Below are 15172 nucleotides of genomic sequence, written 5' to 3' on the forward strand. Positions count from 1 at the left end.
AGCCGATGCTCACACAGGTCGGATTGCCGGCACCGCCGGCTACGACCGAACTGACCATGGTGCAGGCGATCAACCGGGCCCTGCATGACGCGATGGCCGCCGACGATCGCGTGCTCGTCTTCGGCGAAGACGTCGCCACACTGGGCGGGGTCTTCCGGGTCACCGACGGTCTGACCGAAACATTCGGCGCTGAACGGTGTTTCGACACGCCGCTGGCGGAATCGGCGATCATCGGGATCGCGGTCGGGTTCGCGATACGGGGATTCATCCCGGTTCCCGAAATACAGTTCGACGGCTTCAGCTACCCGGCGTTCGACCAGATCGCCAGCCATTTGGCCAAGTACCGCATGCGCACCCACGGCGATATCGACATGCCGGTGACCGTGCGAATCCCGTCCTTCGGCGGGATCGGAGCCGTCGAGCACCACTCCGAATCCACCGAAAGTTATTGGCTGCACACAGCGGGACTCAAAGTGGTGGTGCCCTCCACGCCGAGCGACGCCTACTGGCTGCTGCGACAATCGATCACCTGCCCAGACCCGGTGATGTTCCTGGAGCCCAAACGGCGGTACTGGGCCAGGGAACCCGTCGACACCAGTACACCGGGTCTGCCTATCGGGCGGGCAGCGGTGCGGCGCACCGGCGCCGATGTCACGGTGCTCACCTACGGTGGGCTGGTCGCCACCGCGCTCAACGCGGCGGAGCTGGCCGCCGAACGCGGCTGGAGTCTCGAGGTCGTCGACCTGCGCACGCTCAACCCGCTCGATTTCGACACGATCGCCGACTCGATTCGTCGCACCGGCCGCGCCGTCGTGATGCACGAGGGCCCGCGGACTCTGGGCTTCGGCGCGGAACTGGCCGCGCGGATCTCCGAGGAGATGTTCTACGACTTGGAGGCTCCGGTATTGCGCGCCACCGGATTCGACACACCGTACCCGCCGGCCAGGCTCGAGAAAGTGTGGCTTCCCGGCGTCGACCGGCTCCTCGACTGTGTCGAGCGCGCGATGGGGCAGCCGTGACCGGCAAGGAGTTCCTGGTTCCCGATCTCGGCGAGGGACTCCAGGACGCCACCATCACAAGCTGGAACGTCGCGGTCGGCGACACCGTCGAATTGAACCAGACGCTGTGCACAGTGGAGACCAACAAGGCCGAGGTCGAGATTCCGAGCCCCTACGCAGGGCAGGTGCTCGAGCTCGGCGGTGCAGCGGGAGACACGCTCGCCGTCGGTGCGCTGCTGGCCCGCATCGGCACCGCTGAAAACTCGGCACCGGCGGCCACCAACGGAGCCGCCGCACCCCGCAAGCCGGTGCTCGTCGGGTACGGCACCGACGACGCCATGGACGTCAGCCGACGTGCCCCGGCGCCATCCACGCCACCCGCCACACGTGCCCGCGCCAAACCGCCGGTACGCAAGCTGGCCGCCGAACTGCACGTCGACCTGGAAACCCTGACCCCTGGCTCCGGTCCGGAAGGCATCGTGACACGTGACGATGTGCTTGCCGCAGCGGGCAGTTCGGAACTGCGCGATGTCCGCGGTGTCCAAGCGGAGATGGCGCGCCGAATGGCCCTGTCCCGCCACGAAATTCCCGATGCACATACCCGTGTCGACGTGGACGGTTCGGCATTGCTGCGGCTGCGGGATTCGATCCGGGCCACCGACGCCGAGCTGCCGGTCACGCCGTTCGTCCTGACGTTGCGGTTGCTCACAATCGCGTTGCGCCACCATCCGATCCTGAACTCGACCTGGGTGGAAACCACGAATGGGCCAGAGATTCATCAGCACCCTTCGGTGCACCTCGGATTCGGTGTGGCCGCACCGCGAGGGCTGCTGGTTCCCGTCGTGCGTGACGCGGATCGCCTCACCACCCGCGAACTCGCCGGCATGGTGGCGCAACTCGTGGAGGGTGCCCGGGCCGGAACACTCAAACCGGCCGAGCTGGCCGGATCCACCTTCACGGTGTCGAACTTCGGCGCACTGGGCATGGACGACGGAGTGCCGGTGATCAACTACCCCGAGGCCGCGATCCTGGGTATGGGTTCGCTGAAGCCGCGGCCCGTCGTCATCGACGGGACGGTGGTTGCGCGCCCGACGATGTCACTCACCTGTGCGTTCGACCATCGCATCGCCGACGGTGCGCAGGTGGGGGCGTTCCTGCGTGAGTTGCGGCAGTTGATCGAAGAACCGGAACTGGCGTTGATGGACCTGTAGCGGGCTGCTACTTGCGCTTGGCGGCGGCCAAACGCGCTGCGAACTCGGGCGATTCGATAGACCGTGCTTGCGGACCGATCTCGATGTCCACCGCGATGCGGTGCTGATCCGAGTCGATGACGCCGGGATTCGCCGTTGCCCGCATCGACGCCTTGGTCGCCAGCACGACCTCTCGCGGCGCACCGGCCGGGCCGGCGGCGAGTTCGCGTGCGGCGGCCACCGGATCGTCGGCGACGCTGAGCGCCAGGCCGTGGCGCACGGCCGCCTCGGCATCGAATCGCATGCCGAACAGCAGCGACGCCCTGGCCACCTGAAGTCCGACAGCGCGTTGCAGCATCCACGTCGCGCCACCGCCAGGATGGATGCCGAGCTTCTGGAACCGCGGATCGAACAAGGCGGACGGCCCGGCGATGCGTACGTCGGCGGCGAGCGCAAGATTCAGCCCCGCCCCGACCGCGGGGCCGTTGACCGCCGCTACGGTCGGCAACGAGCAGTGGGCAACTGCCAGAAAGCCGTCGTAGATCTTGCGCAGACCCTCCTCGGTCGCCTCACCGAGCGCGGTGAGGTCCGCACCCGCGCAGAACGCTTTGCCTGCGCCGGTGACGATGACTGCATGTACATCCGAATTGGCTTCCGCTGCCTCGACTGCGGCGCGCAATGCGGCCGACATCTCGAACGTCACCGCGTTGCGGCGGTCGGGATCGTTGACAGTGATCACTGCGACACGGTCGACAAGATCGACCAATACGGATTCTGACACGACGCTCAGCCTAGTTCCAGTCGCGCCGCCGCAGTAGGTAGCGGTAGTGCAGGGCACGTCGAGCCGTCGCTGGTGTCACTCCTACGACAGTGCCGACGCGGATGGGTGAGATTTCACCTGGCCGTCAGCTGCCGCCTGAACAACTGCGTATGTCGTTGGGGGACAATGTCTTCATGCTGGATACCAGTCCCGACGAGGAGGTGGCGGAGCAGACCCCGTGGCACGAGTCGGACTGGGCCATGGTTGTCGCGGGCGTCGGTGGCCTGCTGGTGATCGGCCTGCTCGCATTCGCCGTCTTCATGACGTCGCATCAGTCGACGCTGCCGGTCCTGCCGCACGAAACGACGACCTCGACGGTGACTACCGCGTCGATCACCCGGCACACGACGTCCTCGTGGATGACGCACCCGGTTCCCGTAACCACGAGCGAGCTGACCGAACCCGCGATCATCCCTCCTGCACCGCAAGCGCCGCCTGCGACTAGCTCGGAGCCCGCGACCACCACGATGACGAATCCCTATGCGACGACGACCGTCGCGAATGCCGGTGCTGTCTGAGGACGCGTGTTCAGCTGAACGGGCCGGGCGGTCCGAAGATGATCCCTGGATCATCGGGTTCGTTGGGCATGAGACGTCGACGTACACCGTTATCGATGACTTCGGCGTGGGCGGTGCCGAGCGGTCGGGGTTGTGAATCGCGCTGACCGCACATTCGGTCAACGGCATCGTGCTTCGGCCGCCGACCCAGTTGATCTCGACGTGGTAGCCCTCGCTCTCGAGGCCGTCGATGATCGCGTCCGCCGACTCACCGCCCACCACTGGGTCCGCGGCGGCAACCGCCGCCAAACCTCCAGGCGTCGCGTAGGCAACCGTAAAAATCGCGGTCGCAATGAGTTTCGTTGACGCTGACAGCGTCAGCATGGCGATCCTCCCGGCGGCCGGATCTCGTGCTGTCGCTCTCACCGGCGGCTCCGGCCGTCTCCTGCATTTTATGCCTGGTCACAGGAGGGGCCGGTAGGCCGGTCAGGGGAGGGGTGGTGCCGGGGCCTGCGGTGCCGCCGGGTCGACCGGCGGCCCGGGCTCGGGCAGGTACTGCACCAGGCCCGGTGGCACGTTGGTTCCTGGCGGCGGTGCCGTGCCGGGCAAGGGCTGACCGAGTTGCTCCTTGGGGAGCTGGCCGAGAAGTGAGCCCCGGAGGTTGCCGTTCTTGTACAGCTCGTGCAACTGCTTGATGTAGTCGATCCCGGAGATGTCGGCGCTCTCCTGTCCCGGTGCCACACCCACCACCGAACCTTGACCGGGGGCCGAGGGCACCTCGTTCTGCGGCAGCACGTAGCCGTTGTTGAACGCCCTCAGGTTGGGCGGCGCGCCGGGCGGTCCGCCCGGAGTCGCGTTCTGGGCGAGCAGGCTTTTCGGATCAAGGCTGACGCCTTCGGGAAGGCCGAGCGGGCCTGCGGTCGGTGTCCCGGTCTGCTCCAGCAGCGCAAGTCCGTTGGGGCCCAACGGAGCACCGATCCCGGGAACCGTCGGGCCGGGTGGTGGTGGCGCGGGCACTGGAACCGCCGGATTGGCGGGCGCATCCGGGGCTGGTTCGGCACTGGCGGCCGCCGATGAGGCGACCGCCGCGCCGAGCGCCAGGATGCCGGCCGCCATGATGCGGTGTGTCGGCTTCACGGGATTACCTCAGACTGCCTTGGTGACGCCGTAGTACGCGACGACGTCGTCGGTGTCTGTCGTCGAGCTGGTCAGGATTGCGTAGGACCGCAGGAAGGACTGGCCGGCGCACCCGTCGAGCTTGATGTGGACGTCCTTGATGGTGACCCGGACGGGCGCGGCCTTGAAGGACTTTTTGGTCACCGAGACGTTGTTCACGGTGCCGGGCTTGAGGTGGATCTCGAGGGTTCCGGACAGCGGAACGCTCAGTCCCGTCGGGATCAGGCCGCCGAGCGTGGATCCGGAGGTGCTGAGGCCGACCGAACCGATCAGGCGGACCTGGCCGAGCTCGATACCGCAGCCGATCTGATAGCCCGTGTCCAATGTTCCACCGGTAAGCGTGGATTCGCCCGACCCCGACACACTGCCGGTGAAGGTGGCCGCCACCATGTACTCACGCGAGGACACGGCGGTGGTCAACGGCGCCACGGGCAGCTGGCTTTCATTGGATGCCGCGACCGTCAGAGTCCAGCCGTCAGGTGTGGTGACCACGCCTGGCTCGGCGGACGCGACGATGCCGTTGTCCGGCGGTGGTGGGGCGTCGGCGACCGGAGCCGCCGGATCCGGCGGCGGGGGTACGGGTTCGGCTGACGCAAGCGGGGCCACCGCGATGGGGGCCAACATGCAGACTGCAGCCAGTTTGGCAAAACGATTCAACATGCGTGAACTTGCGCCTCTCATGGGGTCTGAATCCGCTGGATCGACGAAATGTCGGAGAAGCCAAGGGATTCAAGGGATCTGTCGCGACGAATCATGTATGGATGGCGTTGCGAAACGGTGAACTGTCGGGCAACAGATCAGGCCGCGCGACCGTCCAATGGGCATGCTGGAGCTGTGATGTTCCTGCAAATGGACTGCGAGCGGCCACAGTTGGCACACTGCCCGAATACCGCTGATTCGCAATGTATTCAAAGACGATGAGCAAAAAGCGTGGTTGAGCCAGGCAAACCTGGCTCAACCACGCTCCGAATTCCGGTGGTGTCAGACGGCCTTGGTGACACCGAGATAGGTGATGACATCGTCGGTGTTCTCGGTCGACGCGGTGAGCGTCGCATACGACCGGATGAACGACTGGCCGGCGCACTGGTCGAACTTGATGCGCACGCCGGTGATGGTGACGCGGGTGGAATCGCCCTTGAAGGTCTTCTTGTCGATTGGAACGATCGTCACGGTGCCCGGCTTGAGGTACACCTTGCCCTGAAGGTTGATGCCGGTACCGAAACCCACATCGGTGGCGGCGCCGGTGAACGGCACCCTGATGGACGGGGAAAAGCTTGCGCCCGGGTTGATTTCAGTCTCGTCGGAAACGATCCCGCAACCGATCTGCTGCCCGGCTTCGAGCGTTCCGCCGGTCAGTTTGGTCTTGCCGGAACCGGTTATCGTGCCGGTGAACGTGCCCGCCACCAGGTATTCGCGCGAGGACACTGCGGTGGTCAGCGGCGCCACCGGCAACTGGCTCTCATTGCTGCCCGCGACGGTCACGTGCCAGCCGTCCGGGGTGTCGAGGACCCCAGGAGGCGCCGATGGCACTGCGCCGGTGTCGGGTGCGGGCGGTGCCGGCGCGGCGACCGGCGCCGCCGGATCCGGCGGCGGGGGTACGGGTTCGGCTGACGCAAGCGGGGCCACCGCGATCGGGGCCAACATGCAGACTGCAGCCAGGGTGGCAAAACGATTCAACATGCGTGAACTTGCGCCTCTCATGGGGACTGAATCCGCTGGGGCCGACACAATTTCGGAGAAGCCAAGGGATTCATGGGATCTGTCGCGACGAATCATGAACGGATCGCATTTCGAAACGGTGAACAAAGCGCCAACACGTCGCGCCACATTCCCATCTGGCAGGGGTTTCCGGATCCTGTGAACTTCCTGCTAATTGACTGCGTACCAACGTAATACATTCAACAGTGCGGTGTGAGGCTTCGGCCACGCAATGGACGGCGGGCGGAGGACGACCGTTTCGCCGCCGTTCACCTTTGCGAAACGTATTGCGCCGACGGTATGGGAGCAATGTCGCGGCGATGCATGAATCGCGCGCGGGCAGTTGGACTTTTGGAGGACTAGGTGAGGTCGTCAGACCTGTATGCGCACGGCCTGGCCGTGTTCGGTATCGCGCTGGGCATCGGGATCGCCGCAGTGCCGACCGCGTCTGCCGATCCGGACGCCGTCGTCCAGACCGAAGCGGGCGCGGTTGCCCCGCCGCCCGCAGCACCTGCGCCGGCAGCACCTGCAGCCCCGGCGCCCGATCCGATGGCCGCGGGCCCGGTGCCTGCCGGTGAGGCCGACCCGGCGGCGGTCGCGGCGTGCTCACTGTTCGCCGAGGCGCTCGACAACGCATCGGTGTTCTACGGGGACTTCGCGGACACGATCGACGGCAGCGCCCGCCCCGACTACTCGGACCCGGTCGTCAGCACCACGAACGTGAGCGGTCGTACCGCCCTGCGCGAATCGGCGGCGAAGGCCATGAATGCGGCCGGGACACCGGGGCTGTCACCCGATATCGCCAGTCCGATGCGCGCCTGGTCGGTGGACGCGACCAAGCTGTTGTTGAAGATGGGGTTGCGGGGCAGTGGCGACACGCTGAATGTGACTGCCAGCGAGCTCAACGACGATGCCCACAATGCCCAGATGGCGTGTGCGCTGGCCGGTACGCATGCCTGAGCGCCACCGACTGCGCTGCGTGGCTGCCCTCGTCATCCTGCTGATGGGGCTGACCGGGTGTGCGGGACAAGAGAACGTCGATGCGGCGCCCACTGTCGTCGGCGACGCGGATCTCAACGGACTGCTGCTCAGCACCGATCAGATGAACACTCTGATGGCGACCACCGGGATGACGCCACACGCGATGGTGACCACGATGGGCGATCACCGCAATCTGCTGCCCAACCTCAATTGCCTTGGGGTATGGCAGGTTAACGAGGCGGCAATATACGGGGACGGGTGGGACGCGCTGCGTCAGCAGTTGTTTCGCTCACCGGACACCGACAGCTGGGACAACCTCGTCGTGCAATCGGTGGTCTCCTACCCGTCGGAGCAGGATGCCCGTGACTTCTACCGGCAATCCGCCGATCGCTGGTCGAAGTGTGCCGACCACAACGTGAACATCAACCTCAACGGCCAGCAGTTACCCAAGTGGAAGAGCGGGGCGCTGGCCGAGACCGACAACCAACTGTCGATGCCGTTCACCCGCGGAACGGGCGAGCAGACGCGGTCATGCCAACGGGTGCTGGCCGTTGAGTCGAACGTGATCATCGATGTCCAGGCCTGCAAACCCGCGTCGGAAACCGTCACTCAGGCCGCGATGGTCGCGGATACCATCAAGGCGTCGCTGCGCAGGTAGTCGCCGACCGTGGGGCCTGCGCGCGACATCGGGCCCGATCCCGTGCACCAGGCCCACGCTCGGCTGCAAATGGACAGTCAACGGCCGGTCGACCCGTCGATGAGCTCCCGCAGGATGTCCATGTGCCCTGCGTGGCGGCCGGTCTCTTCGATCATGTGAGTGAGCGCCCACCGCATGGACGGTGGTTTGCCTTGGCGGGTGGGGCGCGCACACGGTGCCTCCAGATCCGCGCAGGACGCGATGGCCTCGTTGGCTTGGGTGGTAACCCGCTCGTATTCAGCGGTCAGCGACTGCACGGTGCTGTCGCCGGAAGCGCGAAACGTTGCGGGCCAGTCGGCGACGTGTTCGCCGAGAAACGTGAACCTCTCGACATTGATCAAATGGTTGAGCAGTCCTAGCAGGTTCGTACCTGACGGCACACCGGGTTCACGGACCTGCGGTTCGGGCGTGCCCTGCACCTTCGCGACCACACACTCGCGCAGGTAATCGAGAAACCCGAGAAGAACGTCGCGCTCGCTGCCACCCGTGGCGGGCGGAGGCATGTCGTTTCGTCGCCGTGCCATGTGAGGACAGTAGCCAGTCTGGAACGCGCTGCGGTAGCGGCATCAAAACGTGTGCAGCGCGAGCACTCCGGCAATGGTGAGACCGGCGCCGGCCAGTGCGACTGTGTCGGCGCGCTCGTCGAAGTGGCGCAGTGCCAACAGAATCGTGATGACCGGATAGGCCGCGGATGTCGTCACGACCATCGTCCCGGCGGCCTGGTCGAGTCCATAGCCGATGTTGATGGCGAGGATGGCGAGCATCTGCAGGGTTCCCGCGGCAAGGATGATCGGACTCCGCGCACACTGTGCCACGAGCACCGGTGCCAGCCCTTCCTGCTTGCGCCGCAGGACGAGGAGGACACCGAGCACCGGCACCATCGTGATGAGTTGAACGAGCGTGACGGCTTGCGACCCCGAGGTGTTCACCGCCTGGCCGAGCAAGGGATAGGCCGCACCCCAAAGGACAGTCGTGAGGAGTGCGAGGCGTGGGCCGGTGGTCACTCTGCGTTCGGTCTTCTCGACTCCGAACAGGCCCGACGCCAGCATGACACCGAGCACGATCACCACAACGGCCCCGCACTCGGCGGGGCTGAGCGCTGCGTGGAAGAACAGCACGCCGACGGCGGCTGTTACCAGGGGATAGGCGGCGCTCAGGGGACTGACCAGACTGACGGGGCCGTGTTCGAAGGCGAGGTAGAGGGTGCACATTCCGGCACCCATGAACAGTGCGCCGGCGAATGCGTAAAGCCATGTGGCTGTGGACATCTGTGGGAATCCGATGCCGCTGGCGACGTACCAGACGCCGTAGGCGGCGGCACCGACGGCTTGCACGCAGAAAGCTGCGGTCACCGGGCCGATGTTCTTGGAGGCGCGGGCCCCGAAGAAGTCCGCGACGCCGAGCGCGACGGCCGCGAACGCGCCGATGGCGAAGACCGCGAGGGTGCCGCTCATGACACCTCTTGGAACCTGTGGGCCAGCAGCGCCGCGCGGTCGATCTTGCCGTTCGGGTTGAGGGGGATACGGTCCAGCACGACGATCTCGTCGGGCAGCATCAGCGGATGCAACCGGGCCGTCAGGAAGGCACGGAGTGCTTCGACGTCGATCACGCTGTCGCCCGCGGTTTCGACGAAGGCGACGAGACTTCCCCGGTCGCCGTCGACGGTGGGCGGTTTGAACACCACGACAGCTTCCCCGACGGCCGGGTGATCATGGATGCTGGCCTCGATCTCGGTCGGTTCGATTCGTAGACCGTTAATCTTGATTTGGGAGTCGCGCCGGCCCATCCACACGAAGGCGCCGTCGATACGCTGGCGAACCAGATCTCCGGTCCGATAGCACCGCGCCCCGGGAATCGGGTCGAAGGCGTTGTGCCCGAACCGTTCCGCCGTCTTTCCCGGCAGATTGCAGTAGCCGCGCGCAATGCCAACGCCTCCGATGTACAGCTCGCCGACCTCACCCGGTTCCGCGAGCTCACCATCGTCACCGACAACGTAGGCAGTGACGTTGTCGAGGGGCGCGCCGATCGGCATCAGCGGTTCGTCACGCAGATCGTCTCGGGCTGCCGTGAGATAAAGGAGTGAGGTCACAGTCGCCTCGGTCACGCCGTAAGCAGCCACCCACCAAACGTTTTCGGCGCCGGGCAGCGACATCCACTCCTGGAACTTCGCGGTGTAGATCTTGTCACTGCCGACGATCACCAACCGCAGGGTATGGGGAACGGCGCTGCCGGACTGCTGCAGATATGTCGTCCACTGGTGCCACAGTGGTGCCGGAATGTTCAGGACGGTGTAACCGTCGGCCAGGATGTCCTCGGTGAACTCGCGCATCGACGGCGATTGATGCGGCGCGTCCACCAGGGTGCACCCCGACACCAGGGGCGGCAAGATCTCCTCGGTCGCCATGTCGAAGGTCGCAGGGGCCATCATCGGCAGCCGATCACCCGGTCGCAGCTCGAGCTGCTTGCGCAATGATGTCGCGTGATTGCTCAACGCGGCATGCGTGATGAGTACTCCCTTGGGGCGGCCCGTCGAGCCCGACGTATATGCGACGTACGCGAGATTGTCGGGCGCTACTCCGGCGGCCGGGACGGGCCCGGCAGCGCGCGAAAATCCTTGCAGGAGTTCGGCCATCAGCAATGTCGTGCGCTTGCCGGTCAAGCTGGCAGGGGGCCGCTTGTCGGAGAGGATGCACGTCGGATCGCTGTCGTCGATCATGTTGCGCAGGCGCTCTGCCGGCAATTGCGGATCCAACAGGAGGTAGGCACCGCCGGCCTTCAGTACAGCCAGCATCTGAACCACCGTGGACAGCGAGTCATGGGACCAGCAACCGACCACCGTTTCGGGGCGTACTCCCGCGAGTTGAAGTCGGCATGCCAGGGCGTCGGTGAGGCGATCGAGTTCTGCGTACGTCAGGGCGCTCTCGCCGCCGATAACGGCGATGACGTCGGGGGTGCGGAGGGTTTGCGCCCTGAACATTGCGTGAATCAGCACTGGACGGTCCTTAGACGCGGAGTTTTTGCGCACGAGAAATCGTGGTGGCGGGACGTGGAATTCTCGCCGAATGGATATCCGCTCGACGCTTACCTACCGGCAGGTCGAATGCGGAATGTGAATTACTGATGGTGCTCGATTTGTCCGACGTAAAAGCCGGGTCGAGGTGAAAGTCAGCTGTCAGTTGCCGACAGCCCCGCGAGTGGTTACGGACTCTGCACGCGCGTGCTCCTTGTGCCACACGGAAACTGACAAAGCTAACCGTAGCTTAGCCGGGGTTTTTATGTCGAGTATCGATGCCATTCGCTGTTACGTCTATTTCGCCTCGCTAACGATTGGCTGCCGCGGTGAGTTACAGCAATTCCTCGCGTCGCGATCATGATCGCATTCACTGTATGAATTATGTAGGAACGTGGCCACAGCAACTCAACGTCCGTTTCTCGCCATGCTCAACAAAGTTATACGGCACAAGTCGCGGGCAGGGGCTGTACGTTCGGCGGATCGGATAGCGGCGGATGCGGTCCGGTTCCTCGGCATCAGGCCATTCTCGGAATCCTGACACGCTCATATGAGCAGACAGTATTCACTTCCCCTCATGACGGGTTCGCAATCGGTATTGGCGTGGTGTCATCGCGTCGGACACGTGCCGGGCGCTGCCGCACCCGCAATGGCCACCAGAACCACCGGCCCAGGATCGCGGCGATCGACGGCGTCATCAATGAACGCACCACGAGGGTGTCGAACAGCAGACCGAGTCCGATCGTGGTGCCGCCCTGTCCGATCGCGATCAGGTCGCTCGTGGCCATCGACGCCATCGTGAACGCGAACACCAGGCCGGCCGCGGTGACCACGCCGCCGGTGGCGCCCATGGCCCTGATGATTCCGGTGTTGATACCCGCGGCGATCTCCTCCTTCATTCGGGACACCACGAGGAGGTTGTAGTCGGATCCGACGGCCAGCAGCACGATGACCGAGAACGCCAGCGTCATCCAGTGCAGGTCGATTCCGAGCAGGTACTGCCACACCAACACCGAAAGGCCGAATGATGCCGCCAGCGACAGGATCACGGTGCCCACGATCACGAGTGAGGCGATCAAGGCGCGGGTGATCAGCAACATCACCATGAAAATCAAGGTGATCGCGCCGACAGCGGAGATCAGCAGGTCCCATTGAGCGCCGACCTGGATGTCCTTATAGGTCGCGGCCGTGCCGCCCAGGTAGATCTTCGCATCGGCCAGCGGAGTGGTCTTGATGGCCTCTCTGGCGGCCTGCAGCAACGGGTCGACGTGCGAAATGCCTTCGGTGGTGGCGGGATCGACGTCGTGGGTGATGATGAACTGCGCGGCTTGCCCGTCCGGCGAGACCATCAACTCGAGCCCACGTTTGAAGTCGGGGTTGTCGAACGCCTCCGGCGGCAGGTAGAACGAATCGTCGTTACGAGCGTCGTCGAAGGCCTGTCCCATCACCGATGCCGTATCGGTCATCTTGCTGATCTGGTCGATCAGGCCGTTAAACGTGCTGTACATCGTCTTCATCGTGGCCTGCATGCTCTTCGAGATCGCGATCATCGGTGGCAGCTGGGCCACCAACTGGGGCATCAGCTGATCCATCTCGGTCATGTTCTTCATCGACTCGGTGATGCTGTCGCTCATGTCGTTGATGCCGTCGAGCCCGTCGAACACCGACCGCATCGCGTTGCACACCGGAATGTCGTAGCAGTGCGGCTCCCAATAGAAGTAGTTCCGCATCGGCCGCATGAAATCGTCGAAATTCGCGATGTGATCGCGCATTTCGCGGGTGTTGGCCTCCATCTCGGTCATGGTCGCGGTGAGCTCGTGGGTGATCTCGGTCATCCGGTTCATCATCCCGAGCATGTTCTCCATGATCGTGACCATCCGGCCCAGATCGTCGGTCATCGTCAGCATGTCGCCCATGCGCTCGCGGAGGAACTGCAGGTTCTCGGTCATCGACACCGACTGCATGCTCACCTGGAACGGCACCGAACTGTGCGCGATCGGACGGCCCAGCGGACGAGTGATGCTCTGCACGCGCGCGACACCGGGGACGCGGATCAACTCTCTGGCGATCTTGTCCAGCACGATCATGTCCGCGGGGTTGCGCAGATCGCGTCCGGCATCGACAAGCAGCAGGTCGGGATTCATGCGCGCCGCGGTGAAATGCCGTTCGGCAGCGGCATATCCGACGTTGGACGGCAGGTCCTGCGGGATGTATAGCCGTTCGTTGTAGGACGTCTGGTAACCGGGCAGTGCGAGCAGGCCCACCAGCGCGATGGCGATGGCCGCGGTGAGGATGGGCACCGGCCAGCGCACCACCGAGGTGCCGACCTTGCGCCAGCCCCTCGACCGGATCTTGCGCTTGGCGTCGAGGAGTCCGAACCGGCTGCCCACCACGAGCACCGCGGGGGCAAGCGTGAGCGAGGCCAGGACCACCACGGCCATGCCGATGGCGCTGGGGATGCCCATCGAACTGAAGTAGTTCAGGCGGGTGAAGTGCAGGCACAGCATGGCGCCCGCGACCGTGAGTCCCGATCCGAGTATGACGTGCCCGACGCCGTGAAATGCCGTGTAGTAGGCATCTTCTCGGTCCTGGCCCTTCTGTCTGGCCTCCTGATAGCGTCCGACGAGGAAGATCGCATAGTCGGTTCCGGCCGCGATCGCCAACGAGGTCAGCAGACTCACGGCGAACGTCGACAGGCCGAGTAGATGGGCATGTCCGATGGCTGCGACGACGCCACGCGCGGCCGACATCTCGAGCAGGACGATGATCAACATCAGCAGCGTCGTGGCGATCGACCGGTAGACCACAAGCAGCATCACGGCGATCACGGCGATCGTCACGAACGTGATCGTGATCATGCTCTTGTCGCCGGCCTCGTTCATGTCCGTGGTCAGCGGACCCTGGCCGGTCACATAGGCTTTCACGCCTGCCGGGGGGTTCGAGTCCTCGATGATCTGGCGCACCGCGGCCACCGATTCGTTGGCCAGTGTCTCGCCCTGATTGCCAGCGAGGTTGACCTGAACGTAGGCGGCCTTGCCGTCGGTGCTCTGCGAGCCCGCCGCGGTGATCAGATCGCCCCAGTAGTTCTGTACGTGCTGAACGTGTTCGGTGTCGGCCTCGAGTGTGCGGACGAGCTCGTCGTAGTAGCGATGGGCTTCGTCGCCGAGCGGTTGCTCGCTTTCCAGCACGACCATGGCGATCGTGTCGGAGTCGAATTGATTGAAGCGCTCGCCGATCTTCTTCATCGCCACGAGCGCGGGTGCGTCTTGCGGTGACAGCGAAACCGAGTTCTCGTGGCCGACGACCTCGAGCTGGGGGATGAGCGAGTTGAGGGCAACGACGATCGCGACCCAGATGAGGATGATCGGAATTGCGGCGACGCGGATGACGCGGGCGATCCCGGCATGTGAGGAATGGTGCTGGCCGGTCATGCCGCTTTCTCCAGGCAGAAGGCTTGGGCGTGGTGCTGGTTCACCGTTTGGGTATCTCTGACTTCTCCGTTGACGACGATTCGGCAGGTGATCACGTCGCTGTCTCCTTGCGCGACGAGGTTGGCGAACACGGTCGGCAACGTGGTTACGACCTCATGCCGCCACGGCAGTGAGGAGAAGCTCTCCGTGTGCGGTTGGGCGTCGGCATCCAGATAGCTAACGTGACCGCTGGTTCCGCTGGGGCCTTCGATCTCGTAGACGACGCGTTTGGGATTGAACTCGACGATGTCATCGCCTGCGGCCGGTGCGGCGCCAGACTTGATGTGGGTGCCGAAGATTCCGTGCCTCCGGTTCATCGCGAGACCGCTGATCGCGAGTACGGCAACCAAGACCAGCGGGATCCAGAACCGCGCCAGGACCCGAAGAAGCCCAGCCACGGGCAAACCACCTTTCCGGCCGGCACACGCCAGGCCGGAACCCCTTCCGGCCGCGGAACCGCTCGGCTGAACGTAACAGTCCAGTAGTGGATCGACAACGTTCCATTAAGGAAGGTTGATCTTCCTCACAGTTTGCTCTCAGGTGGAATTTTCTGTCCCTCCCAAGGCAGGGCGGGGGGCAGACCACGACCGCGTCCTGGGCGTTGTCACGTTGGGCTGACCGGTCCGGAATGTGCG

14 protein-coding genes are annotated in these 15172 nt (G+C 64.7%); 5 read left to right on the plus strand and 9 right to left on the minus strand.

From position 1 onward, the window contains the following. The first annotated feature begins 5 nt into the window (after nucleotides 1-5). Entirely contained in the window at nucleotides 6-1019 is a 1014-nt protein-coding gene (locus ACRCUN_RS25220; RefSeq protein WP_462144375.1) for an alpha-ketoacid dehydrogenase subunit beta, read from the plus strand. Beyond that, entirely contained in the window at nucleotides 1016-2209 is a 1194-nt protein-coding gene (locus ACRCUN_RS25225; protein WP_462144348.1) for a dihydrolipoamide acetyltransferase family protein, read from the plus strand. The genes ACRCUN_RS25220 and ACRCUN_RS25225 overlap by 4 nt, the downstream gene beginning before the upstream one ends. Nucleotides 2210-2216: 7 nt before the next feature. On the opposite strand, the gene ACRCUN_RS25230 is transcribed toward ACRCUN_RS25225, so the two are convergent. Continuing rightward, nucleotides 2217-2969 (minus strand): enoyl-CoA hydratase, encoded by a 753-nt coding sequence (locus ACRCUN_RS25230; protein WP_462144349.1) that lies wholly within the window; start codon nucleotides 2967-2969, stop codon nucleotides 2217-2219. A gap of 173 nt (nucleotides 2970-3142) precedes the next feature. On the opposite strand from ACRCUN_RS25230, the gene ACRCUN_RS25235 reads away from it, so the two are divergent. Then, complete coding sequence (locus ACRCUN_RS25235) at nucleotides 3143-3526, plus strand: hypothetical protein (RefSeq protein WP_462144350.1); 384 nt, start codon at nucleotides 3143-3145, stop codon at nucleotides 3524-3526. Nucleotides 3527-3991: 465 nt separating this feature from the next. On the opposite strand, the gene ACRCUN_RS25240 is transcribed toward ACRCUN_RS25235, so the two are convergent. From ACRCUN_RS25240 to ACRCUN_RS25250, 3 genes are all read right to left on the minus strand, one after another. After that, on the minus strand, nucleotides 3992-4642 hold the full coding sequence (locus ACRCUN_RS25240; protein ID WP_462144351.1) for a hypothetical protein: 651 nt from the start codon (nucleotides 4640-4642) through the stop codon (nucleotides 3992-3994). Between the two features lie 9 nt (nucleotides 4643-4651). After that, on the minus strand, nucleotides 4652-5341 hold the full coding sequence (locus ACRCUN_RS25245; RefSeq protein ID WP_462144352.1) for an MspA family porin: 690 nt from the start codon (nucleotides 5339-5341) through the stop codon (nucleotides 4652-4654). Nucleotides 5342-5662: 321 nt separating this feature from the next. After that, on the minus strand, nucleotides 5663-6361 hold the full coding sequence (locus ACRCUN_RS25250; protein WP_462144353.1) for an MspA family porin: 699 nt from the start codon (nucleotides 6359-6361) through the stop codon (nucleotides 5663-5665). 381 nt (nucleotides 6362-6742) lie between these two features. Here ACRCUN_RS25250 and ACRCUN_RS25255 point away from each other — a divergent pair, with 381 nt between their 5' ends. Both ACRCUN_RS25255 and ACRCUN_RS25260 read left to right on the plus strand, forming a co-directional pair. Next, nucleotides 6743-7339, plus strand: a complete 597-nt coding sequence (locus tag ACRCUN_RS25255) for an Rv2240c family protein (RefSeq protein WP_462144354.1) — start codon at nucleotides 6743-6745, stop codon at nucleotides 7337-7339. Further along, a complete protein-coding gene (locus ACRCUN_RS25260; RefSeq protein WP_462144355.1) occupies nucleotides 7299-8018 on the plus strand; it encodes a sensor domain-containing protein in 720 nt (239 codons plus the stop codon). The genes ACRCUN_RS25255 and ACRCUN_RS25260 overlap by 41 nt, the downstream gene beginning before the upstream one ends. Before the next feature lie 77 nt (nucleotides 8019-8095). On the opposite strand, the gene ACRCUN_RS25265 is transcribed toward ACRCUN_RS25260, so the two are convergent. The 5 genes from ACRCUN_RS25265 to ACRCUN_RS25285 form a co-directional block, all read right to left on the minus strand. Further along, nucleotides 8096-8581: a DinB family protein gene (locus tag ACRCUN_RS25265; RefSeq protein ID WP_462144356.1), complete on the minus strand. Its 486-nt coding sequence runs from the start codon at nucleotides 8579-8581 to the stop codon at nucleotides 8096-8098. A gap of 42 nt (nucleotides 8582-8623) precedes the next feature. Next, the gene (locus tag ACRCUN_RS25270; RefSeq protein WP_462144357.1) at nucleotides 8624-9511 is read right to left on the minus strand and encodes a DMT family transporter; all 888 of its coding nucleotides are present in this window, start codon (nucleotides 9509-9511) and stop codon (nucleotides 8624-8626) included. After that, nucleotides 9508-11049 carry an amino acid adenylation domain-containing protein gene (locus ACRCUN_RS25275; RefSeq protein WP_462144358.1) on the minus strand — a complete coding sequence of 514 codons (1542 nt, stop codon included), beginning with the start codon at nucleotides 11047-11049 and terminating at the stop codon, nucleotides 9508-9510. Before ACRCUN_RS25275 ends, ACRCUN_RS25270 begins: the two co-directional genes overlap by 4 nt. Nucleotides 11050-11642: 593 nt before the next feature. After that, nucleotides 11643-14498 carry an MMPL/RND family transporter gene (locus tag ACRCUN_RS25280; RefSeq protein ID WP_462144359.1) on the minus strand — a complete coding sequence of 952 codons (2856 nt, stop codon included), beginning with the start codon at nucleotides 14496-14498 and terminating at the stop codon, nucleotides 11643-11645. Further along, nucleotides 14495-14935, minus strand: a complete 441-nt coding sequence (locus ACRCUN_RS25285) for an MmpS family transport accessory protein (protein WP_462144360.1) — start codon at nucleotides 14933-14935, stop codon at nucleotides 14495-14497. The genes ACRCUN_RS25280 and ACRCUN_RS25285 overlap by 4 nt, the downstream gene beginning before the upstream one ends. Nucleotides 14936-15172 lie beyond the last annotated feature (237 nt).

This window comes from Mycobacterium venezuelense (genome assembly GCF_054919535.1).